The organism is Bradyrhizobium niftali (assembly GCF_004571025.1).
Taxonomy (GTDB): domain Bacteria; phylum Pseudomonadota; class Alphaproteobacteria; order Rhizobiales; family Xanthobacteraceae; genus Bradyrhizobium; species Bradyrhizobium niftali.
Window position 1 is genome coordinate 140,177 of the sequence record NZ_SPQT01000005.1, and the last position, 22,365, is coordinate 162,541.

Consider the following 22,365-nt stretch of genomic DNA (forward strand, 5'->3'; position numbering starts at 1 on the left):
GGCGGCGGCTGTATGCCAGTGCCGGTCGATGACATCAGCACTCCTTCGGATCGACAAGGCCGGCGCTACGCGCGACAATCTCGTACTGGCCGCCCTTCGCCACTCCGATGTACATATTCATCCTGCAGTGGCGCTTGCCGGGCGCCATCTCGGCAGGCCCGCCCGGCCCTTCTGCAATCTTGGCGTGGTCGAGGGCGGCAGCTACCGAGTCGCGGTCAATTGTACCAGCCTCCTTCACCGCCGCCTCCCATAGCTTCAGTCCTCGATAGGTGCCGGTAGCGGCGCTGCCTGCCGAGAACCGGAACTTGGCAGGGAATTGTTTGTCGTAAGCCGATTGGATCCTGGCGCTCACTGCATCCTCCGCCGCCAGCACCTTGTAGTAGTCGAGGCTGCTCGCGAGCCCTTCAATCTCCTGGGCCTGATTCATTTCCAGGAAGTTTTCGTCGTAATAGACGCAACCCAGCCGCCCGCCGTTTTTTGAGAAGCCGGCTTGGTAGAGCTGTTTGAAGAACGGGCTAACGCCGGGCGGAACAATAGCGTTGAAAACCACGTCTACTTTGTTGGATATGATGCGGCTAACCGTAGAGGAAAAGTCGATCTGGTCGAGCGGGTAGTATTCTTCAAAGACGACTTCGCCACCGCTGCTCTCAATCACCTTGCGCGCATAGGCATTAATTGTTTGCGGCCAAACATAATTGGAGCCAGGCAGGGCAAAGCGTTTGCCACCATTTTTGATCAACCAGGGAATGAACTGGTCGCAATTCTGAGCCGGTACCGGCCCGGTGCAGAACAGAAAGGGCGTGCACTCTTTGCCTTCGTAACCTTCCGGATAGATATAGAGCGTCTTGCCGCGAGAGATAATGACGTCCTTGATCGCATTGCGCATCGAACTCGAGATACCCCCGATCACCAAGTCGACCTTATCTCGCTGAATCAGCTTGCGCACATTTCCCACGGCGACGGATTCGTCGGAGGCAGTATCCTCAATCAGGAGCTCGATCGGGCGTCCCAATAGGCCGCCGGAATCGTTGATCTCCTTGACCAGCATGCGAGCGACATTGGCGTCGGTGTTGCCGGCAAAGCCGAGTGACCCCGTAAGATCGGTCGCAATGCCGAGCCTGATCGGGCCTTCCGCAGCATTTGCCCAGTCCGGGCGAATCACCCAGCTCCCCGGGCCCGCGGCGATGGCCGCGGAAGCGAAGGCAAAATTGCCGAGAAAGCGGCGGCGGCTCAGTTGACGGTTGGCGTTGATCATCGGTTGACCCCTCTTCCCGAAATTAGGCCTTGCGGCCGGAACTTGATGAAAATGATGGCGAGCACGAACACCAGAACGTCGGCGATGACCGGCGACATCAGCCAAGGCAACCAGGCACTGAACGTGCCGATGACGCTGGCGCCAGCGACCGGGCCCGCGAAGGACCCGACGCCGCCGACCATCACGGCAACAAAACCCTGGATAAGAAATCGGATGCCGAGATCGGCGAACAGCGAAAAGACCGGCACGATCAGCGCGCCGGCGAGCCCCGCGAGCGCCGCGCCAAACGCAAAGGTGAGGCTGTAGATCATGCCCGTGGAGATGCCCGAGGCACGCGCTAGCTGTGGGTTCTCCAGCGAGGCGCGGACTCGCAGCCCAAACGAGGTGTAGGCGAGCAGTGCATGGCTCGCGGCCATCACCAGCAAAGTGATGATGACGATGACGCCGCGCCAGGCGGCGAAATGCAGACTACCGATCGTGATAGAGCCACTGATTGGCTCCGGCACGGAGAGATAGAGTCCGCCGGTCAGGCCGCGCACGGCTTCGCGAATGATCAGCCCAAGCGCATAGGTGCCAAGCATGGCGACGATTGGAGCGGCGTAAAACCGTCGAACCACGAGCTTTTCCAGGATGAAACCAAGGGCGCCGACCACGACCGGCGCGGCAAGCATGCCGAGCGGGACCGGCAAACCAACGCTGTGCATGAGATAAGTGACGTAGGCGCCGAGCAGGACGAACTCGCCCTGGGCGAAGTTGAAGATACCCATCATGCTGGCAATGATCCCGAGGCCGAGCACGACCAGGACAACGATCGCCCCGAAGCTCAAGATCTCGAACATGGCGATAAGTAGCGTATCCATGCCGCTGCCTCACATTCCTTGAGATTGCGAGCACATCTTCTTCACCCCGATCGTTTGAAGGGGTGAGCTACTCGTCGGAAACGAAGGGCTGCTGGCACGAGAGCGCTCCTAGAAGGTCATCCCGGCAATGGGAGTTGCAGGCGATGGTGGGCTTCTTGGGCGGCCCGCCTGTCGGCGCTTCATTCACGACATGCTGCGCGAGATTGCCTAGAGAAAGGTAGGGAGATCTGAGTAATGTTGGGTAATGTTCGCCGGGCAACCGACATTGCGCCCGCGTAAAGAGAGCCGCCTGCGGGCCGCAAACGTTCTCGCCAGGCCAATTTCAATTCAGCCAAAACGATAGGAGAGCTACCCGCATGTCCTAACCGAGTCGCAGGGGGCGCAAACGCGTTCCGCGGCGAACGATGTCGAACCATTGGAAGAAATCAGGTGAAATGACGCACTACTTGACCATGCCGCAGGCTGTTTGTTCAGTACTGAAAAGCTCATTGCGGCCGAACACCTGCCTTGCCAACCAGCGGAAATGTAGATTCAATTCCCCCGCACACGTGTTTTACGAGGTTTGAAGCAACTCGTCGGACGCCGGAGGCGTGTCATTATACTCTTCGAGCCGCCTGATGACGGCGCATGACAACCCGCTTCGGTCGGCGAACTCCTTCACCGACCAGTTCAGCATCACCGGGGGCTCGCAACTGCCTCCCTGTGAGCTTTGATGCGGGCCGACGGTTGCGACGATCTTGGCGTTGCGTGAGCGGCGCATCGTGTCCTCCAAATCATGAGATCATGGCTGCATGAAAACCCGGCAGGGCTCATAAGGTGTTTATAGCGGTGCTGGTTGGCCATGCGCACCGCTGGTCCGTCGTCGCGGGGCGAACAGGAGAGAACACTCGGCTTACACTCCGGATGCCGCCGCGGGCTGCCCCTGTCGCGCCGACCGCACGATGCTGTCGATCGCGCGATAGGCGAACACAATCGCCGGCCCGATCGTAATGCCTGCGCCAGGATAGATTCCACGCATAGGCGAGGTCATGTCATTGCCGCAGGCATAAAGACCTGCGATCGACGCCCCATTTCCATTCAGGACCTGCCCCTCTGCATCTGTTGAGAGGCCGGTGGCCGTTCCAAGAGTTGCCGGGACAATTGGGAGTGCGATGAATGGGCCGCTTTTGATAGCCCCAAGGTTCGGGTTTTTCTTTCCGACCGCCGGATCTCCCAGCGTGCGGTTGAAAGCCGATTCACCCCGGTTGAAGAGCGGATCGCGTCCTTCAGCTGCGTGGGCATTGTGTTCTTCAACGGTCTTTTGGAGCTCGTTGGGGTCGAGCCCCAATTCCGCTGCAAGCTCCGCAATAGTCCGGCCGATCTCGATGTAGCCCAACCGGGCATACTTGTTGATACTCAATGTCCATGGCCAGGGGAGCAGATGTCCCATGCCCCTGAGGCGGACGAATTCCTTGTCGCAGATGAAATAGAACCGCTTGTCCGCCGGATAACCGTTATTGAACATGGCAAGGCAGATATCATGATACGAATTGGATTCGTTGACGAAGCGCTTGGCATTTGGCCCCACCGCGATGACGCCTGGACGGCCACGATCGAGCCAGCCGTACGGGACCACTTGCGAGGAGCGGCCGTTTCTGAGTATCGAGACGGGCGTCCAGAAGCCGCTCGATGCCACGTCATTATCGATCGCAGCTCCGAGCTTGCCTGCGAGCGCAATACCATCGCCGGTGACATCGCTGTGGGCGAGCGTATCATTGTGCTGGTGGGCTCCGCTAAGCTGGGCGCGCAATTTCCCGTTCCGCGCAAATCCGCCGGTTGCCAGGATCACTCCGTGCGAGGCGCGGACGCGGAGATCTCTGCCATCCCGCTTGAGGAGTGCGCCAGTAACTCTCCCTCCCTCCCTCGTCAGATCTACCGCCGGGCAGCGTGGCCGGATTTCAACGCCATATCTACGCAGGCTTACCAATAACCGCGCAACCAGCGCATTCCCGCCACTGAGTTCAGTGCCCCTCCTGTAGCGCAGCCGGTCGCCTGCGTAGCGGCTGACCCGGCGCAGGACGTGTTTGAGCGAGGCAGCCGACTGGAAGGGGTTGAGGAAACTTCTGACCTCGCCGGACGAAATCATCATGCCGCCGAGCACGACGCGAATCGGATCACCTATCAGGTCGAAATCCTTGCCGAGAAGCCGTCCGTCGTAAGGTGCTGGGCTCAGCGCCCGCCCCTTGTCGACCCCGCCGATTTGGCTGGAATGATAATCCGGAGCGGAGGCCAGTGTGAACTTCACTTCACTCCCATTCTCCAAGCTGGCGAGCGCCGTTGGGCCGTCTTCAAGATAGGCGTCCACGAACTCGGGGCGATAGTAGTTGCCAAGTTCTTGTTGCAGATAGATCTTCGCATTCGCAATCGAATCATCGATTTTCGCGGCTCGGGCCTGCATTGAGCATGGAACCCAGATCATGCCGTTCGACAGGGCGGTCGTGCCACCGAGCCGGTCAGACTTCTCGCACACCGTGACGCGAAGTCCGGCCTTTGCCGCATAGAGCGCTGCGGACAGTCCAGCGGCGCCGCTGCCGATCACGAGCACGTCCGTCTCCAAATCGTGCGTTGGCTTGCTCGCTTTGGAGAAGGAAGCTGCATTGGGTTTCAATTCGGTGATTGGGCTATTCATTCGTGCCTCGGTGCAGATTCTGCAGTGAATGCTGACGCTCTCGCGGGAGGGGAACGGCCTTGAATTCTTCGGCTGCAGCCTTCACCGCCCGCTCGATCGGGATCCGTTCGATGGAGGAGGCGCCAACGAAGCCAACACAACCGGTCGAGCGGTAGACTTCCGAGGTATCCTGGGGCTCAGCGATTTCCCCGCCATGGCAGAGAAGCGTGACGTCCGGGCGGACGGCTTGAGCTGCATCATTGATATCGTTGATGCGCCTGATGGCCTCTTCAATCGACTGTCCCTCCTCATGCCCCACAAGCCCGCCGCGCGTTGCGCCGACATGTGGGACGATGCAATCGGCTCCAGCGCTTGCCATCGCTTTGGCGTCGTGCGGGCTTGCCACATACGCGAGCGAGAAGATGTTCTTCTTACGGGCCGCCGCGATCATCTCAACTTCACGCTCAAAGCCGAGCCCCACGCGGCCTCGACGCTCACGCCATTTCTCACCCATCGTTGAAATGGTCGGATAGTTGATCACGCCGGAGAAGCCGGCAGCCCAGAACTTGTCCAGAAGATCATCGAGGTCGAGCCGGAGGGGATCCCAGGCCTCGACACCGCCTATAACAGGAACGGAGGACACGACATTGCGGATCTCCGCCGCCAGCTCAAGCGTCCGCGCATTGGAATCGCCGATCCGGCTCGTCGGCAGCCCCATCAACCGCGATAACCCAGTACTGTAGACCACGAGCATGTCAGCCCCGCCCAGAGCTGCGCATTTTGCGACGAGCCCGCAACTGCTCGCCGCGGCAAGCACTGCCTTTCCCGCCGCAACTTGAGCTGTGATCTTTGCGAGTATTTCGGGCCGATCAAACATCCGCACGGGACGACCCTCCTGGTGTCAGTCGTTCAACGATCCACGATGCGGCCGCGTCCGCAAATTCCGGATCGTTGATGTGACAATCCAGCTCGCGGGCGATGATCGAGGGCGGTAGGTTTTGCCTGACAGCGTCGAACCAGGCTCTATCGGCTTCAGGATTTCGAAAGATTCCACCGTCCCGGTCATAGTCAGACACCCCCTTGGCCGGCCACAACACGAGGGCGGGCGCCTTTGCTTGCGAGAGGCGCTCTGCTGTGAGCGTGCCTATGCGCTCGTTCTCCGAGGCGGTCGTGCGCATGAGCGTCGTGAAGGGGGTATGCGAATAGAATTGGCGCCCCTTGAACTCGGCAGGCACGCTCGAGGGAGGGCCAAAGTTCACCATGTCGACAGCTCCCGGCGCGATAAGCTGAGGAATCATGCGGTGAGAAGCTGCTTTGAGCCGATCCGGACCTGCACTGGCCGTACCGCCGACCAGCTCGTCAGCGAGCTCGGTTGTGGTCAAATCGATCACCGCATCGAACTCACCGGCGGACACGAGCTGCTCCATCTTGCGGCCCCCAGCGCCATTGGCCGGAAAGACAATCGCGTCGAAGCCTGCCTCTGCCAGCCGCGCTACACAGCGATTTGCCGCCGGCGTCGTGACCCCAAAGGCCGTGATCGCAACAGTCTTTCTCTTCCGCCGCTCTCGAGCAGGCACATGGCGCATCGCCGCAATGGCGCGCCCTGCATTGTCCAGAACGCGTTCGGTGAACGCGTTGATTCCGAACAGATCGACCAGGGTCGGATAGAGGATGATGTCATGGTGGAGGGCGAGTTCGGCCAGGAGGGCTGGCCTCGCGCTGCTCACCAGCAGCTTTGGGAATCCATACGGCAAATCCGATACAACTTCACCGAAGACTGCGCTACCTTTGCCGCCCGCCACTCCGACGGCGGCGTCGATCGCACCTGATCGCAGGAGCTCCTTGACTTCTTCACGCGCGCTTGCGGCTATTTCCCGTAAGAGCTCAGCGGGTGCAGCCACCCGTTCATCGCTGCTATCCGCCTCGCTTCTGCACCTCCTGTTTGATGTGCCTACATCAATCGTAAGAGTCTTGCGGCCCCACTGTTCGATGACGCGCGCGAGATAAGCGCTTTCGCGGCCCTTTGTGTCCAAGGTTGCGATAATCGCGACCTTGCCCGCATGATCGGAGGCGTGACCATCCCGGACCGACCTCAGGTCGCCCGCGCAATGGTGAGACACGATCTTCCTCCTAGACGTTTCTGGACATTTGGAGGTCTAGATCGAAGTAAAATGGCCCATAAGCCCGGATACGAGCGCAACTGGGTAAAGTTGGGTAGGTGCCAAGCAGCCATATGAGCAGCAGCCGCTTCGCGGAGAAACTCGAAATCCCAAACAATTAGATTCTGAGACTGACAGGGCTCGTCCAAGGCGATCCATGTAACCCATTGAAACGGTCCCTTAATTGACGCCGCCTCCAGGCTCGTCTTAAACGGAATAGGAACGATCAAGCCAATCTTGGTGCAAAAATTTCCCGGGGGAGACCGCGCGTCGAACCCCGGAGCCGGAATCCCATGTCCCGATTCACCGCACGATTTGTCGCCCCCAAGGGACTGAACGCTTCGAGGTCAAGGCCGACGCCTGCAAGGGGCTAGCGATCCGAGTAACGGCTTCGGCAGGAAGAGCAGGCCGCGCGCAACCGCTTCGAGGAAGTGAAGGCCCGTACCGATGCTACGGCGCCTTGGGGGCTCGGGCTTTCAAACATCATGGGCGGGCCGTGCTGCCCTTTAGCAACAGGAAGAAGAGATGCGAGCGGCGTGGCCGCTCTCCTTATGCGCGCAAGCGTGATCGAAGCCGTCCGCGATGTGCCGTGCTGGCCAGGTTAGCGCCCTCTTGACGCTTTCCAGGCCGTGTCGCTGATCGTCGTTTGCGGGCTTGAGTTTCGCCAGCGCCGCTGTAGCCCGTAGCAACGCCACTCCGCCGCCCGGAAGAATGCCTTCTTCGACGGCTGCGCGCGTCGCATGCATGGCATCATCGACACGGTCTTTCCGCTCCTTGACCTCGACTTCTGTCGCGCACCTACTCGGATGACGGCAACTCCGCCAGCAAGCTTTGCCAGCCGCTCCTGCAGCTTTTCCCGATCATAGTCCGAAGTGGTCTCTTCGATTTCGGCTCTGATCTGTTTAATGCGCGCCTCGATCTCCGACTTCTTGCCGGCGCCGCTGATGATTGTCGTGTTATCCTTGTCGATCGTCACCTTCTTAGCGCGCCCCAGCATGGCTAGCGTAACGCTTTCAAGCTTCGTGCCGAGTTCCTCGGAAATGAAATTGCCGCCAGTCAGGATCGCAATGTCCTGCAACATGGCTTTGCGTCGGTCACCGAACCCGGGTGCCTTGACCGCCACGACCTCCAATTCCGGCACGCAGCCTGTTCACGACAAGCGTGGCAAGCGCCTCACCTTCCACGTCTTCGGCGATCATAAGCAGAGGTTTGCCGCTCTGCACGACCGCTTCCAGCAGCGGCAGCATCGGCTGCAACGCGGAGAGCTTTTTTTTCATGGATGAAGATGTATGGATCGTCCAGCTCAACCCGCATCTTCTCCGCATTGGTGACAAAATAGGGCGAGATGTAGCCGCGGTCGAACTGCATGCCTTCAACGACTTCGAGCTCGGTATTCAGGCTCTTGGCCTCCTCGACCGTGATCACTCCCTCGCTGCCAACCTTTTTCATTGCATCGGCCAGGAACCGACCGATTTCCTTGTCACCGTTGGCGGAGATCGTCGCGATCTGCGCAATTTCTTCATTTGAGGTAAGCTTCTTCGTGTTCTTCTTGAGTTTATCGACGACCGCATCGACCGCGAGATCGATACCACGCTTGAGATCCATGGGATTCATGCCCGCTGCGACCGTCTTTGCGCCTTCACGTACAATTGCGTGTGCAAGAACGGTAGCCGTGGTTGTGCCATCGCCTGCTTGATCGGAGGCCGTCGAGGCGACCTCGCGGACCATCTGCGCTCCCATGTTCTCGAACTTGTCCTCGAGTTCGATTTCCTTGGCACCTGTTACGCCGTCCTTGGTTATGCGAGGCGCACCAAAACTCTTTTCAAGCACAACGTTGCGACCCTTCGGACCCAGCGTCACTTTGACCGCGTTGGCTAGAACGTCGACGCCACGGAGCATTTTGTCTCGGGCGTCAGTCGAGTTGAGCTCATGATCGTTCCTCTCTAAAAATGGCTGCGCCGAGAGCGCGCGCCTGCGACTAGTCACCTCTTGTCTCAACCGAAACCTGGTCAGCACGCCAACAGCCTCTGCTTACTTCATGACCGAGTATTCGACGGCATCGATCTCGGTTCCCGACTCTTTGCGGTCCGCAAGATCGCCGATATTGACGTCGATGGCGCGCGAGCTATGCAACGTAGCGCACGCCACCGGGCCTACCGCCGCTTCAGTTGACCTGAATCGCTCGCGGCTTGGCTTTCTCGGCCAAAGGCAGCATGAGCGACAGCACGCCGTCCTTGAGTTCAGCTGCGATCTTGCCCTGGTCGATCTTGCTCGAGAGACGAAAGCTTCGCGAGAAGTGCCCGACATTGTATTCGGTGTAGAGGGGCTGGAGACCGCGGTATTTGGAGAAGTCGAGCTTTCCGTCGACCTTCAGCACGTCGTCCTCAACTCGAATGTCGACGCTATTTTTGTCGACCCCCGGCATCTCGAGTACCACATTGAGCCCGTCCTTGGTCTCATAGATGTCCGCGCTCGGCATAAATATCCGGGCAGGGATGGTAGTCTCCTCCTTCTTTTCCAACTCGCGCTTCTGCGCGACCTGCAGTTCCTTTTTAGAAGCCATGATAGTTACTCCTCAAAGCTGCCACGCCACGCGGTCCTCCGCCGTTCGGTAGAACTGGTGGCGACAGAGGGGTTCAAGTGATCTTGATGGTGCGCGGTTTGTCGCTTTCCGCACGCGGCAGGAATAGCGCCAAGATGCCGTCCCGATATTCGGCCTTGATGCCATCCGGGTCGATCTGCACCGGCAATGACAACGTTCGGTCGAAATCACCGGAAACGCGCTCGCGCCGATGCAGGCTCGTCTCATCGGGATAGCCGACCGCCTTCTTTCCGAAGATGCGGATCGAGTTCTCCTTGGCCTGGATCTGCAGGTCGCTTTTGCTAACACCCGGCAATTCGATGATCGCCAGGATGTCGTCGCCCTGCTGGAAAACGTTGATCGGTGGGAATGGCCCGCGAGTGGTGGTGAGATCTTGCAGCCAGTCGCTGGCCAAAGTCGATTCAAGGGAGCGTTGTAGGTCGAGCAGTGTGTCGAACGGATCAGCAAATCCCATGATCATGTTTGCAACCCCTATTTTGTTGACGGGGCGAGGAAGGATCATGGTCGCCCCTCGAGGCTTTGATTTGGGACGATCACTGGCACTTTCAAGAGGTGAGTGCTAGTCAGTGGCTCGTCAGCCGGCGCTGGTGTAAGTTATTGAGCTATCGTAATAATTCATTGCGCCTCACGGGCGGCAAGCAGGACCGCTCGTACTGGCTAAATTCTGAAAGTGTCAGCGAGGGCTCGGGCCGAATGGGGACACCCATCTTATTGGCCTGCCAATCCTGGCAATTCGCTCCTGATGCCCGTCGTGATGAAATTCACGCCGATCGCCGCGACGATGGGGGCCCTGACGCGGGTCATGACATTAATGCCGGTCCTGCCCAAGAAGCGCTCGATTGGCATCCATGGCGGCCGCCTGATGAGCGCGCGATCATCGCGCTTCGGCAGATTTCCCGTTCGCTTTAACGCGGACGGGTCGTTGGCAGCTCTTCGGCGTCGTCGGTTGCGATCGTCGGATCCGCCAAATCGTAACCGAAGCCTTCGTAAACGAACGCGCTACGGATCAATTCGCAGTCACGCTCGCTGACGCCAACCTGTCGGCAGACCCTATACCAGGACTCCCCAATGGTCGCTTTCATGCCGTCGACGATTGCCGTTGCCTCTTCTTTTGATAAGAGGAAACGTTCGCTCTGCGAGAGCAAATTGAGCCGGTTGGCGTAACGCCCCCAGTTGCCAAACGCCATCGCCAGGTCCCGGCGCTCCAAGGCAATCATCGGGTTCGGGGTGAGGTCGTATGCCGGTGACAGAGACCACGCTTGGTCCTTTGCCAAGACGGCATGGTTACGTGGATGATCGTCGGTATTGGAGATGAGAGCGTTAAAGCACACCCGCCGAAACAGCTCTGGCAGATCTTTCGACTGACTTCCGGATGCGGCTCGCCGAATTTCGTCAGCCAGCAGGAGATATGACCATTTTTCACGCTTATCGACAGTATCAGGCGTGTCATCGGCATTGAGCAGCGTCAAGGCGCTCACCATCCTGCTGCGGTGGTAACCCTTCTCCGCCTTATTCCGATCGAACCGTTTAATCAGGACGACATCTTTATCGCCGATCGTGGTCATCTGGCTCTCTGCGCACGAGATCCCGCACCCGCGAGCAAGGGTCAGCATGGCGTGCTCGACCCGAGGGTTATTCCATCGATCGTCGCGGTGGGGGAATTTCGCGAGCCAAAGCGCACCCTCGTCCTCGACAGTCGCCTTCGGCCGCGCGCCCCCCATCGAAGTGCCCGCGCGCATCAACGCCTCTGCCTGTTCAGCGTCAGTACCTGCTGGTGCTGCTGCTGCTGGATCCTTCTCGGCGGCAACGATCTGGTCGGCTACTTCGATTAAACGCGCCAAGTCCAGCGTCTTGTTGAACGTACGAACAGGTGCCGGCGGTTGCACGTTGAGACCAAAGCTCAAGGCGCCGGCGCGATCGTCGGGTGAATTGAGCAGATATTGAATTTCGCTCGGCGACGGATTGCCCAGACGAGTTTCGATCAGCTTGCGTCCCCAGGCGTCCGGAGAGCTGTCGCGCAACGCGCCAAAATTGCCCCGCAGCTTCGTTGTCCGGAATGGCGGAACTTGAATCTTGAGCTCGACCGGATCGAACTCGACGCGATCCTTTCGCTCGAGGTAGCTGCGGCCATAGACGAATTGTCCAACGGCGGCACCTTGGCGTGTCGTGTCGAGCTGATACCGCCCGGCCGTAACCGGTTCTGTCTGGCCTGGCAGCGTGATATAGACGAAACATTCCTCAGAAGGCATTGCTTGGTCCCCCCCCCTGCCGCGCACGCTCGCGCTCATCGAGGCCGCTTAGAGCGAGCCCCTCCTCATCGTTCTTCGGGTTGGCAACGTCGGCAAGAGACGGGAGAAGATTCATTGCCCACAGCATGCCGAGATACACGCCGGCACTGGTGCTCAATTTCCCGTTCTCAGCATCGGCGATGACGTGCCGATCTACGCCCAGCTTAGTTGCCAGCTCTGTATGGCTCAGGTTGCGGCGCAGGCGCGCGGTCCGGAGGTTGTTGCCCAAGCGCTTGATCGCTTCCTGAACGGCAGAGGGTGGTGCGCTGATAAACTGACTGCGAGGAGGCATGGCGTCTTAAGGCTCCCTTAAAAGGCTTATTGGCGCCTTATGGCACCGAGAAATATAGCACCCCTCCCTTTGATGTCAACTACTTGGCGCCTTAAGCTACCCCAAAGCCACATATTGGCGCCTTAACACGCCAAGAGTTCCCTAGAAAGGCTGAGAATTTACCGTGTGCACCTTGCGCCTCAACATGGGCCCGCTGATCCGATCCCGACATGCATCAGATGGGAAACCAATTGACGGCTCGCGAGTACATAACAGGAACGGCGAAGACTGCCCTTTCAACCTCGCTCAATGCGGCAAAGCCAGTTCTTTGCCAAAGAGCGGGCGATTTCTGCCCGGCGCAAAAGTGCGGATTGCGTGGAAAAGGGCGGCGACCGGCGAACAGCATGTAGACATCGCCGCCGCAGACGGCCCAATCGCACTTGGATTGATTTTCAATCCGGACCGGTCGGAATGGGGAAGTTCATGAACTTTAAAGCAATCGCAGCCGGCGCTTCAACTGAACCGACCCTGCAATGCCCCAACTGCAATCACGAGATCCACCTGACGGAATCATTGGCTGCTCCGCTGCTCGCGGAAACGCGTCAGCGCTTTCAGGAACAGCTGGCGAGCAAGGACGCCGAGTTGGCTCGAAAAGTCGAGGCGCTGCGGCTGGCACGCGAGCAACTTACGAGGGAACGCGAGCAACTTGAAGACCGGGTCGCACAACGATTGGCGATAGAGAGGGCGCAACTTGCCTCTAGCGAGGGAAGGAAGGCGCGCGAGGCGGCTGCCGCTGAGCTACAAGCGAAGGAAGCGGAGGCTGCAGAGCTAAGGGCCAGCTTGGCCAACAACAACCTCAAGCTGGCCGAGGCCCAGAAGCAACAAGCCGAGTTGATGCGACAGCAACGAGCGCTCGAAGAGGAAAAGCGGGAGCTCGACTTAACCATAGAAAAACGCGTGCACGCATCCATCGGGGAAATCCAGACTAAGGCAAGGCAGGATGCCGACGAAGCCGCGCGCTTGCGCGTTGCGGAAAAGGACCAAACAATCGAATCCATGGCCCGCACGATCGAAGAGTTGAAGCGCAAGGCCGAGCAAGGTTCGCAACAGTCGCAAGGTGAGGTTCTCGAACTTGAGCTGGAGGAGTTGCTCCGGGGAAGGTTTTCCACGATCTTCATGGCTTCGGCGTTCTTACGGTCAAGAGAACCGGTCCAATCGGGAGCAGCCTCCAGGAAGAAAGCTTTTCCGAACGGCATGAGTTCCGCTTCAAGCCGCGATGGAATGTGCTCGCTAGGGACCTCAATCTCAATTGAGGCCAGTACGCGGCCATCTCCGGTCCGCCCATGAATATTCGGGTCATCAACTCCCATGTTAATGGTCGGCTCCAGGCGGGGCTGATGTTTAACGACAAATTCCAGGGCGTGTTCCGATTCGCATCGTCGTTTGGATCAGACGCTCCGAGCGATGTGCGGAATCGCATCAATATCCGCGACGTTCTGCCGAACCCACAGGCTTTTCGCCAATTCGCCCGGCACCTGATCTTTGAATTTCCCCGCGGCGATGTTTGGACTGCCCCGGCTACGCGGGCCGCGTCCGAAGCGACGTCCGCCAAACTCGCGAGCGTGGATCGCGCCGTCTCAACGGTTGTTTCGGAAAGGGTCAGGCCCAAGTCATGCACATGGCCCGGAAGGCCCACCATGGCGGCTGCAGCTCCAAATACAGCCGTGACTTGCGATCCGCGCCACAGGAAGACGTGGACGTCCTTCTCCTCCTGAAGCACGTTCGTCTTCTCAAGCTCGAGGCTCCGAAAAGCCTCCCGTCCCTCTGCCAGTAGAACGCGCGCCCGTTCATCAAGATAAGCCGGTTCGTCCGATGCGAGATAGACAGCCCTCATTTCCGCAGCCAAGCGATCGTGCAGTCGTTCTCCATCCGCTCGCTCAAACCGTGGCACGACGCCCCCGGGGTGAGGCGCGACGAAAAGCGTGTTGGTCTTTTCGTCCAGATCTTGAACGATCCATCGCTGCCCGGCAAAAACGACGAGGCTATCCTTATGGACCGGGAACGATATCGGCAATGTCCCCAGGGTTCTCCCCGAGACAGTAAGTCGCCACTCCTCCGCTGACTCGAATACGGCAAAGAAGTTGCGCGATTGAACGATTGCCTCTCCTTGCTCAGCTAGCATAATCGTGCCATCGGGGGCTTGCTCGACAAACCGGATTTCGTCGGACCCAAGGTGCTTCAGCAGAAGCGCGAATTCCGGAACAGAAATCATCGCGAAGGGACCAGGACCGCATCGCAACTCGTATAACGGGCGAGCCCGAATTCCGCCGCGCTCGGCGATCACCGAGAGTATCTGGTGGATCAGCGTGGAGGCGACTTCGGGTACATGTCCTGCCGGCTCCACGAATTTCTCCAGCAAAAGTCGAATGATGGCCACCGATCGAATCGTATTCGAACGCAGTCGGTCGATGACGCCCGACTCCTGATCGATATTTGGTTCACGAACGTAAATTCTTAGGACCGACGGAGTGCCCCTCCTGCGCCCCGTTCGTCCAAGTCGTTGACGTAGAGAGGACAGCGATCTTGGCGCGCCTATTTGGGCGACCGACTTCACCGATCCGATGTCGACGCCCAGTTCGAGGGTAGACGTACAAATGCCGGTCGTGGGTAATCCATTGAACTTACACACATGGTAGGCTCATTGGGGGATATTAGCGTCCGAGGTCCTTAGCCAGCCAAGACGTGCCGGGGCCCGCCGCATCATCGAAAGGATCGCTCGCGATGGAGCGACCTGACGGGGCCCTCTGCGTTTCGATGAAGGCGCCCGATGAGGTACAGCAGTTCCGAAACGAGGTGATTGAGCGCCACCGTGTGGATTGGAAGCCGCCTCCCATGAACCGACCGGGGTAAGCGTAGCTGGCGGATCTTTGATGAATTTAGGCTCCGGCATGGTCGCGAGCCGTCCAATTCCGCGACACCAGTTTTCTCGCGCGGCGAAGCGCGGTCCGAGTCAAAAAGAGCCGCTGCCGGAGCTTCCAGCAGCGGCGCCAGTCAGGGAGGAAGCAGACGAGCCGGTCTGCTAGCGGATCCGTAGGGCGCAGATAGCTCGCCCGAATTTTTTACCCGAGACGCTTCACGGCCCTCTTTCACCGCGAGCCGAGCTCGCTCAGTACCCTGCAGCAAATCGCATCCGGCACTCAGGACCGCGCGGAGAGCCCAGTTAAGCAGCCAGGAGGAACGGCGCCAACGACCATTCCTTCCGATAACGATCGACGTCGTAGTCTAGACCTGGATGAAGCGGCGTGTAAGATCGGCGGAAGCATCAATTGGGTAGGGTTGGGTAGAAACCGTGAGAGCCAATGTCTTAGGTCGCCTTGCCGTAAGTCTCTCTTCGTCTCGCGGTGATCAGATGACGATCTATGCGCCGTCACTGCGGACCCTTCCACAAAACGCCATGCTGGTCATGGCCACGCTTCCCGTCATCGACTGGAACGACTGTCTCCTGCGGGACTTGCAAGGGGGGCCTAAAGTGCCCCCTTCCTGCTATGCAGCGATCGTCATGATCGACCCGTTTGCATGCTGGGAAGATCTTGGTGATTTGTTGGAAGGCGCAAGGATGACCGGAGTGACGAACTTTCCGCCTGCCTCCATGATTGAGCGGACACCGGCAGGAGTGCCGCTCGATCGCGGTCAGGAGCTCGAGCTTCGCCGTATGGAGTGGTTTGCAAGCCGAGGGTTCAAAGTCCTGTTTGTTGCGGCGGACGAGGCAAAGATGACAGTAGCGGAGCAACGCCTAGGCTCGCAGCTGGATGGGTCCGTCTATCTGCGACCCGAGGCGCTTGCGCTGCCGATTGGATCTGACATCGGGCTCGTGAGCCTTGGCTCTCATGGATCGTCGTCGGTACCGAAGTTCTCCCTGGAGCAGGCTGCCACGGCCAAGCAGCCGCTCCGACGGACATGAGGCCTTATTCGAGGATCCGCAGTTTCTTGATTTTGTTGTAGAGGGTTTTGCGCGAAAGCCCGAGAGAGCGAGCAGTCTTGCCGCGGTGAAGCCGGTTTCTCTTCAGGCCCTCGATAATCCAGTCTCTCTCGGACAGGGAGGCGGCGGGCCGTGCGCCTGAAGTCGGCTCCAACAGCGGCTTTAGCATCTCACCGGTGATGTGAGTTGATGGCAGGGTCACGAGCTGGTTCACGACCTGCCGCAGCTCGCGCAAATTGCCTGGCCAGTCGTGCCCGGCTAGCGCAAGGAAAGCAGAGTTTTCGATTGTGAGCGTCTGGGCGCTGGAATCTCCTTTGGCTTCGACGGTGAAGTGTTGAACGAGTTGCGGCAGATCTTCAAGCCTGTCGGTTAGCGAAGGTAACTGGACATCCAACCCGGTAAAAAGGTCGAGAAGCCGCGCGCACAGAACCGTTTCAAGGCCAGCGCCTCGGGCCACCGACGCGGTCGCAATGATCCGGGCGTGGGAACGCATGACAGTTACCCCGTTCAGAGGGGTAAACCCGCCTGTCTCCAGGTAATCGGCAAGGCGCTCCTGGCCTTCGCGGGAAAGCTGGTTAACATGCAGCAGCAAGACGGTGCCGTCGCTCGACGCCTCCAGCAACGACAATTGGCGTCTGCCACTCTCAAGGCGTTCGGCGCCAAAAAACGGGCCGAGTGTATCCATCGCCGGACCGGGGCGGCAATGAAACAGCGTCGCCTTGGCGTGCCTGCGGTCGCTGAACGCGTGAACCAGGCTGGCTATTCTACGCTTGCCGGAGCCGACCTCTCCCCAGATGAGGACTGGGCTGGGGGTTGCCGCAACCCGTTTAGTCATCTCGAGGACGCGCTTCATTGCCGAGGACTGCGCGATAACGCCGTGCCTGAAGCCACTCAACTGCAGCTTCCTTTCGAGCAGATCCACCTTCTCGCGCAACAGGTGGATGGTCTTGAAGCCCGACGTCACCTCGAGGACCGACATCTCCAGAGGCACGCGGTCCAGCGAAGAGCCTCCGATGAACCCCTGGATTCCGGTTTCGCGGCAGATGTCCAGGAGCTCGTCCGGCTTTGTGATCGGGCCGCCCCCAAGCAAGCAGATGGTGCTCTTGTTGACGGATTGAGCAACGCGCGCAACGGCATTCGTACGCGCTGCAAGTTCAGACAGGCTGATCGACGGATCGGACCCGCTTTCAACCGCGCGGTTTAGATTGAAGTTGATGCAAATGGCCTCGGCGCCGGCTTCGACCATTCGACGCGCTTCAGATTGAGTGCGAGTATAGGCAATCGTCATCAGGCCGCGTTTTGCAGCCTTCACAAGGAGCTCGATCTCCCGGGAATAGCCAAGGCCGGACTTCTCGAGCAACGACCTGCGATCATCATCGATGTGTATGACCGAAGGGAAGTTGGTCACGCCAGCAAATCCCCATTTGATGATCCGGTCGAGCCATCGATCCAGATCAAGCTCGGGGTCGAATGTACAGGTGCCGAAGAAGACCGGCAGTTTCGTATTTGGCAGGATCTCGGTCCGTCCGAACCCCGCTACGAACTCGTTACTATTGCGGATTGGAAGAATCGAGGCGGGCGAGGCCCCGCCCATGGCACGAAAACGGCCAGCATTGAGTGCGAGCACGAAATCGGCGCCCGCCCGCTCCGCGGCCCTGGCCGTCATGCCCGATCCGATCCCCGCACCAAGGACAAACGAACGGGAATTCCGGAAGAACTGCCTGATGCTGGCTCCCTTCACCTCAGTGGTCCGCGTGTCGATCCGGAGCCGGCATCATCGCACGGCTCAACGTCAAGACTAGCTCCAAGTCGCAGGCGCTTGCAACCGCCGAACCGCCTTTCCATTGCTCATGAACAAGTGGCAATCGGCTGGAGCGGCGGTAAGGGTAAGCTTTCCGGCGCCTTTGCGCGAGCCGGATTTTGGCGCCCTGGCGACGACCGTTTCGTCTCCAACGTTGCCATAGATGTACGTGACGCTACCGAGATGCTCAACGAAATCGACCTCAAGTCCAATGGAGATCTCCTGCTGCTCGGGTGCCGGCGAGGAGAAGTCATCCGGGCGGATTCCGACAGTGACCGGCTTGCCAACTAGCATTTGGTCCGGCTGGACCGGAACGGAGATTGTAGAACCAGCCTCCAGTCGGACGTCCAGGCCTTGCTCATGAGCTGCCTCGACCTTGCCGCCCAGGAAGTTCATCTTCGGCGAGCCGATGAATCCTGCCACAAAACGCGAGGCCGGATTGTGATAGAGATCGTGGGGGCTGCCAACCTGTTCGATGTTGCCGTCCTTGAGGACGACGATCTTGTCGGCCATGGTCATCGCCTCGACCTGGTCATGCGTCACATAGATCATGGTATTTCCGAGCTGCCTGTGGAGCTTGGCGATCTGAACCCGCATTTGCACGCGCAACTCGGTGTCGAGGTTGGACAGGGGCTCATCGAACAGGAACACTTTTGGTTCTCGCATGATGGCGCGCCCGATTGCGACGCGCTGGCGTTGCCCGCCTGAAAGCTGTCGAGGCTTGCGATCCAATAGATGGTCGATCTGCAATAGCGACGCTATTTTGGCTATCTTGGCGGCGATCTCGGCTTTTGAGGCTTTGGCCATGCGCAAGGGAAAGGCCAGGTTCTCTCTCACCGTCATATGCGGATAGAGAGCGTAACTCTGAAAGACCATGCCGAGGTTGCGATCGGCCGCATCGATGTCGTTGACGAGCTCATTGTCGATGAAGAGCCGCCCGCCGCTGATGGGCTCGAGCCCGCCAATCATGCGCAGAAGCGTGGATTTGCCTGACCCGGACGGACCAACGAAGACGACAAATTCGCCGTGATCGATGGTCAAATCGATATTACGCAGGATCTCGATGGTCCCATAGGCCTTCTTCATGCTCTCCAGGCGAACGTTGGCCATTATGCCCTCCTCTGTCGCACCTCGGCCGCGCGAGCAGCACTTACCTCAATTTCGCGCAAGCTCGATACGATGAAGTCCGGGGCCATCAAGGAGGGATCCTGACGCATCGGCACGCCGGTTGTGACAAGCACCGTGGCAAGCCCCGCCCTCTTTCCCGCTTGAATATCCGTAGGAACTTGGTCTCCGATCATAATGGTCGAAGCGCGGTTCGTGCCGAGGCGTGAGAGCGCTGTCTCGATCATCGGCACTTGCGGCTTCCCGGCGATCGATGGCTGCACTTGCGTGGCGGCAGCCACAGCTGCAATCGTCGCGCCAGCCCCAGGCTCAAACCCGCTGGCCGTCGGCAGCAGAAGATCGGGATTGGTTCCGATGAAGACGGCGCCATTGAGGATCGCCTCAACGGCAATTCGCATCTTCTCGTGCGTGATATCCCGGTCAAGCCCCATTACAACGGCTTCGGGCGTTCGGTCAGTGACCTCCAGCCCAACATTGCGCATGGCCGTGACAAGTGAGGGAGCGCCGATGACATAGATTCGCGTCAAGTGCGGATAATTCGCTCGAATGAGGTCTGCGGCGGTGATGGCGCTTGTAACCACCTTTGACGGTGCGGTGGAAAGACCAAATCCTCTCAGCTTGCGAACGACGTCCTCCGGGGCATGCGTGGAATTGTTCGTCACAAAACAGAACGGCACGCCGGCTTCCTGCCATCGCTTAAATGCTTCTATCGCATCCACGATTGGGGTGCTGCCACGATAGACGACGCCATCCAGGTCCGAGATGATCCCTTCTATTGGCGGCCAGTTCACGTTTGAGCCGGTGCTAACCATGCATCAGCATCCCGCCATTCACATGGACGACCTGCCCGGTCATGTAGGAGGCCGCGGGGCTGGCCAGGAACACCGCTAGGCCTGCGATATCCTCCGGCAATCCAACCCGGCCCAGCGGAATTCGGCCACTGTGGCGCGCTTCGGTCTCCTCCCGCGGACGCCCGTGCATGGGTGTATCGATGATTCCGGGTGCAATCGCGTTGACGTTGATCTTGAGCGGAGCACATTCATAAGCGAGCAGCTTTGTCACGTCGTGTACGATCGCCTTTGACAAGCAATAATCAGCGCCGCCAGCCTGGTAGTTGAAAACCGCGCCTTGAGATGACAACGAGGACCCGACATTGACGATGCGGCCGCCCTTGCTCTTCATGAAGCGCTCGATCGCTTGCTTGGCACAGCGAAGCACCGCGACGGAGTTGATCTGTATGGTCTTTTCGATTCTGTCGGCATTGCCGGTTAGAAGCGGCTGAGCCGATTTTATTCCAGCGTTGTTGATCAGGACATCGAGCCTGCCGAAGCGCTTGGCGATCTCATCAAGCACCCTGCCCACATCATCTTCTCGAGACACGTCCATGCTCATGGGCAGGATGCCATTGCCGTGCGGCAAGCGCGTCAGAATGTTCCGGAGATTTTCCACATTTACGTCGGTTGCCAGGACGTTCGCACCGCCTTGACGGAAAGCATTGGCAATGGCTGAGCCAATGCCCCCGCCCGCACCGGTCACGAGCACGGTCCTGTCTGCAACTGAGAACTGTTCAGTCATTCCAACTCCAAGATCGTTTGAGAATTCAGAAATTCGTCGACGGCCCCACTGCTGGGCATCGAGCTCTGGGCCCCGCGTCGCGTCACACATAAGGCAGCAACCGCGAGCGCCTTTTTAATCGCTTCTCGTATCGGCAACCGGTGGGCAAGAGAGGCTGCGAAGGCTCCGTTAAAGGCATCGCCCGCGGCGGTCGTATCAACGACCTTCACAGGAAATGCCCTGAGCGCAAAAGACGCGCTGGCATCGGCGTAGTAGGCCCCCTGCGCACCAAGCGTGATCAGGGCAGCTCTCGGCCCGAGATCGAGAAGCTTTCCGGCCGCATGAGCTGCGCTGTCGAAGTCGTGCACCTCGACGCCGGTGAGCTCGAAAGCTTCCGTCTGGTTTGGAGTGAGGAAATCGACACTCCTCCACGCCGCCGCGGACAGGCCTGCCCTCACGGGGGCTGGATTGAAAATGAGATCGAATCCTTTGCTGCTCTTCATTGCAAACAGGTGATTGAGCGCGGGGACCGGCATGCCCATCTCGGCAACGACGATTGCGTCTCGCTCAATGAATTCGGCCGCCTTTTCGACCATGCTTGGTGTGACATTTGCATTGGCTCCCGGGTCTATGACAATGATGTTGGAGCCGTCGTCACCGACAAGGACGAGAGCAGAACCCGATATCTCCCCTGGGCACACCGCTATGGCATCGAGACGGACACCTGCCTCACGCAGCGCTTGCAGCAAGGATCGACCGGCCTCGTCGTCGCCAAGCCGGGTGTAGAAGCTCGGCCGAAGGCCCAATCGAGCGGCGGCGACCGCCTGATTGGCGCCCTTGCCTCCCGCATTCCGTTTCAAGCTTCCCATCAAGCTTTCACCCGGCATTGGAATCCGCTCGACGTTGAAGCAGAGGTCGAGATTTGTCGTGCCGAAGAACATCAATGGTCTGGGGCTCATTTCACGGCCCCGAAGGTAAGACCACGTTCGAGATGACGCTGGCCAAGGATGATCAGGACAACCGGCACAATCATGGTCACCACCAGACCCGCAGCCATCACCGGATAGAACTGAACGCCCGGATTGAGCAGCTTGAGCAGGGCGACGGTGACTGGTGCTTTCGTCGAACTGAGGATCAGGCCGAGCGCGAAGTTGTGCCACGCGAGCAGGAAGATAAGCAAAGAGGCGCCTATCAAGCCGGGCTTTAGAAGCGGAAGAACGATGTGCCACACAACCCGGAATGGCTTTGCGCCATCCATGGCGGCCGCCTCCTCAACGTCCTTTGGGATGTCCTCGATATATGAACGGCTCAGCCAAATGATCATTGGCAGCGTGACGACTTGATAGACCCAGATCATACCGAAATAGGTGTCATAAAGGCCAATTGTCTGAAACACGCTGAACAGCGGTATGACGACAAGGAGAGCCGGCGCGAAGCGGAAGCCCAGAATGAAGAATGCGATGTCCTCCTTCATAGGGATATCACGCCTCGCCAGGACGTAGCCTGCCGGTACCCCGGCAACGAGCGATACGAGCACCGCACCAAGCGAGATCACGACGCTATTGGTGACCGGAGTCAAGAAATCAACCTTGATAGTGCCGTAGCTTGTTGCCCCGGCGTGGGCGGCATCGAACAAAACGCGGAAGTTTTCAAATGTTGGAGTGAAGATAAAGCGCGGCGGCCAGGTCATGACCTCGGCCTGCTGCTTCACCGACATCATCACGATCCAGACCAGCGGAAATGTCAGGATAAGCGTACAAGCAACAATCAGCAGATTAAGGAACAAGCTTGCAGGCGTTGAGCGATTGAAACGCATGTCAGCCT

General features: G+C 59.0%; 19 protein-coding genes and 2 pseudogenes. 2 read left to right on the forward strand and 19 right to left on the reverse strand.

Translation table 11 applies throughout. From position 1 onward, the window contains the following. Positions 1 to 34 precede the first annotated feature (34 nt). The 12 genes and pseudogenes from E4K65_RS12855 to E4K65_RS12910 all read right to left on the reverse strand — a co-directional run bounded on the left by E4K65_RS12855 (position 35) and on the right by E4K65_RS12910 (position 12,040). Positions 35 to 1,255, reverse strand: coding sequence for a substrate-binding protein (locus E4K65_RS12855; RefSeq protein WP_135174467.1), 1,221 nt, complete (start codon positions 1,253 to 1,255; stop codon positions 35 to 37). After that, positions 1,252 to 2,115, reverse strand: coding sequence for a branched-chain amino acid ABC transporter permease (locus E4K65_RS12860; RefSeq protein ID WP_135174468.1), 864 nt, complete (start codon positions 2,113 to 2,115; stop codon positions 1,252 to 1,254). Before E4K65_RS12860 ends, E4K65_RS12855 begins: the two co-directional genes overlap by 4 nt. Before the next feature lie 553 nt (positions 2,116 to 2,668). After that, complete coding sequence (locus E4K65_RS12865) at positions 2,669 to 2,875, reverse strand: hypothetical protein (protein ID WP_135174469.1); 207 nt, start codon at positions 2,873 to 2,875, stop codon at positions 2,669 to 2,671. A 132-nt stretch (positions 2,876 to 3,007) separates the two neighbouring features. Next, positions 3,008 to 4,783, reverse strand: a complete 1,776-nt coding sequence (locus E4K65_RS12870) for an FAD-dependent oxidoreductase (protein ID WP_135174470.1) — start codon at positions 4,781 to 4,783, stop codon at positions 3,008 to 3,010. Beyond that, on the reverse strand, positions 4,776 to 5,639 hold the full coding sequence (locus E4K65_RS12875; protein ID WP_135174576.1) for a phosphoenolpyruvate hydrolase family protein: 864 nt from the start codon (positions 5,637 to 5,639) through the stop codon (positions 4,776 to 4,778). Before E4K65_RS12875 ends, E4K65_RS12870 begins: the two co-directional genes overlap by 8 nt. Beyond that, positions 5,632 to 6,882, reverse strand: a complete 1,251-nt coding sequence (locus E4K65_RS12880) for a Tm-1-like ATP-binding domain-containing protein (RefSeq protein WP_235885605.1) — start codon at positions 6,880 to 6,882, stop codon at positions 5,632 to 5,634. Before E4K65_RS12880 ends, E4K65_RS12875 begins: the two co-directional genes overlap by 8 nt. Before the next feature lie 617 nt (positions 6,883 to 7,499). Further along, a pseudogene (gene groL / locus E4K65_RS12885) lies at positions 7,500 to 8,820 on the reverse strand (chaperonin GroEL); the annotation flags it as partial. 265 nt (positions 8,821 to 9,085) lie between these two features. Continuing rightward, on the reverse strand, positions 9,086 to 9,484 hold the full coding sequence (locus E4K65_RS12890) for an Hsp20/alpha crystallin family protein (RefSeq protein ID WP_135174471.1): 399 nt from the start codon (positions 9,482 to 9,484) through the stop codon (positions 9,086 to 9,088). A gap of 73 nt (positions 9,485 to 9,557) precedes the next feature. Next, positions 9,558 to 10,025 carry an Hsp20/alpha crystallin family protein gene (locus tag E4K65_RS12895; RefSeq protein WP_135174472.1) on the reverse strand — a complete coding sequence of 156 codons (468 nt, stop codon included), beginning with the start codon at positions 10,023 to 10,025 and terminating at the stop codon, positions 9,558 to 9,560. Between the two features lie 206 nt (positions 10,026 to 10,231). After that, a complete protein-coding gene (locus E4K65_RS50010) occupies positions 10,232 to 10,369 on the reverse strand; it encodes a MarC family protein (protein ID WP_404550764.1) in 138 nt (45 codons plus the stop codon). Between the two features lie 59 nt (positions 10,370 to 10,428). After that, on the reverse strand, positions 10,429 to 11,772 hold the full coding sequence (locus tag E4K65_RS12905) for a type II toxin-antitoxin system HipA family toxin (RefSeq protein ID WP_135174473.1): 1,344 nt from the start codon (positions 11,770 to 11,772) through the stop codon (positions 10,429 to 10,431). Continuing rightward, the gene (locus E4K65_RS12910; protein ID WP_209312059.1) at positions 11,762 to 12,040 is read right to left on the reverse strand and encodes a helix-turn-helix transcriptional regulator; all 279 of its coding nucleotides are present in this window, start codon (positions 12,038 to 12,040) and stop codon (positions 11,762 to 11,764) included. The genes E4K65_RS12905 and E4K65_RS12910 overlap by 11 nt, the downstream gene beginning before the upstream one ends. A gap of 525 nt (positions 12,041 to 12,565) precedes the next feature. Here E4K65_RS12910 and E4K65_RS12915 point away from each other — a divergent pair. Beyond that, positions 12,566 to 13,429, forward strand: a complete 864-nt coding sequence (locus tag E4K65_RS12915) for a DUF2130 domain-containing protein (RefSeq protein WP_135174474.1) — start codon at positions 12,566 to 12,568, stop codon at positions 13,427 to 13,429. Positions 13,430 to 14,675: 1,246 nt separating this feature from the next. On the opposite strand, the pseudogene E4K65_RS49765 reads toward E4K65_RS12915, so the two are convergent. After that, positions 14,676 to 14,771: pseudogene (locus E4K65_RS49765) on the reverse strand (hypothetical protein); the annotation flags it as partial. A 720-nt stretch (positions 14,772 to 15,491) separates the two neighbouring features. Between E4K65_RS49765 and E4K65_RS12925 the strand changes: the two are divergent. Further along, on the forward strand, positions 15,492 to 16,043 hold the full coding sequence (locus E4K65_RS12925) for a hypothetical protein (protein WP_235885607.1): 552 nt from the start codon (positions 15,492 to 15,494) through the stop codon (positions 16,041 to 16,043). 4 nt (positions 16,044 to 16,047) lie between these two features. Here the strand turns inward: E4K65_RS12925 and E4K65_RS12930 are convergent, their stop codons facing one another. From E4K65_RS12930 to E4K65_RS12955, 6 genes are read right to left on the reverse strand one after another with little or no spacing between them, the layout of a single operon-like run. Beyond that, a complete protein-coding gene (locus tag E4K65_RS12930) occupies positions 16,048 to 17,802 on the reverse strand; it encodes a phosphoenolpyruvate hydrolase family protein (protein ID WP_235885608.1) in 1,755 nt (584 codons plus the stop codon). A gap of 57 nt (positions 17,803 to 17,859) precedes the next feature. Beyond that, positions 17,860 to 18,972, reverse strand: coding sequence for an ABC transporter ATP-binding protein (locus E4K65_RS12935; RefSeq protein ID WP_135174476.1), 1,113 nt, complete (start codon positions 18,970 to 18,972; stop codon positions 17,860 to 17,862). Next, positions 18,972 to 19,799 (reverse strand): HAD-IIA family hydrolase, encoded by an 828-nt coding sequence (locus E4K65_RS12940; RefSeq protein WP_135174477.1) that lies wholly within the window; start codon positions 19,797 to 19,799, stop codon positions 18,972 to 18,974. Before E4K65_RS12940 ends, E4K65_RS12935 begins: the two co-directional genes overlap by 1 nt. Next, positions 19,792 to 20,562, reverse strand: a complete 771-nt coding sequence (locus tag E4K65_RS12945) for an SDR family NAD(P)-dependent oxidoreductase (RefSeq protein ID WP_135174478.1) — start codon at positions 20,560 to 20,562, stop codon at positions 19,792 to 19,794. The genes E4K65_RS12940 and E4K65_RS12945 overlap by 8 nt, the downstream gene beginning before the upstream one ends. Further along, on the reverse strand, positions 20,559 to 21,500 hold the full coding sequence (locus tag E4K65_RS12950; protein WP_135174479.1) for a ribokinase: 942 nt from the start codon (positions 21,498 to 21,500) through the stop codon (positions 20,559 to 20,561). Before E4K65_RS12950 ends, E4K65_RS12945 begins: the two co-directional genes overlap by 4 nt. Then, positions 21,497 to 22,357: a carbohydrate ABC transporter permease gene (locus E4K65_RS12955; protein ID WP_135174480.1), complete on the reverse strand. Its 861-nt coding sequence runs from the start codon at positions 22,355 to 22,357 to the stop codon at positions 21,497 to 21,499. The genes E4K65_RS12950 and E4K65_RS12955 overlap by 4 nt, the downstream gene beginning before the upstream one ends. Positions 22,358 to 22,365: the final 8 nt, after the last annotated feature.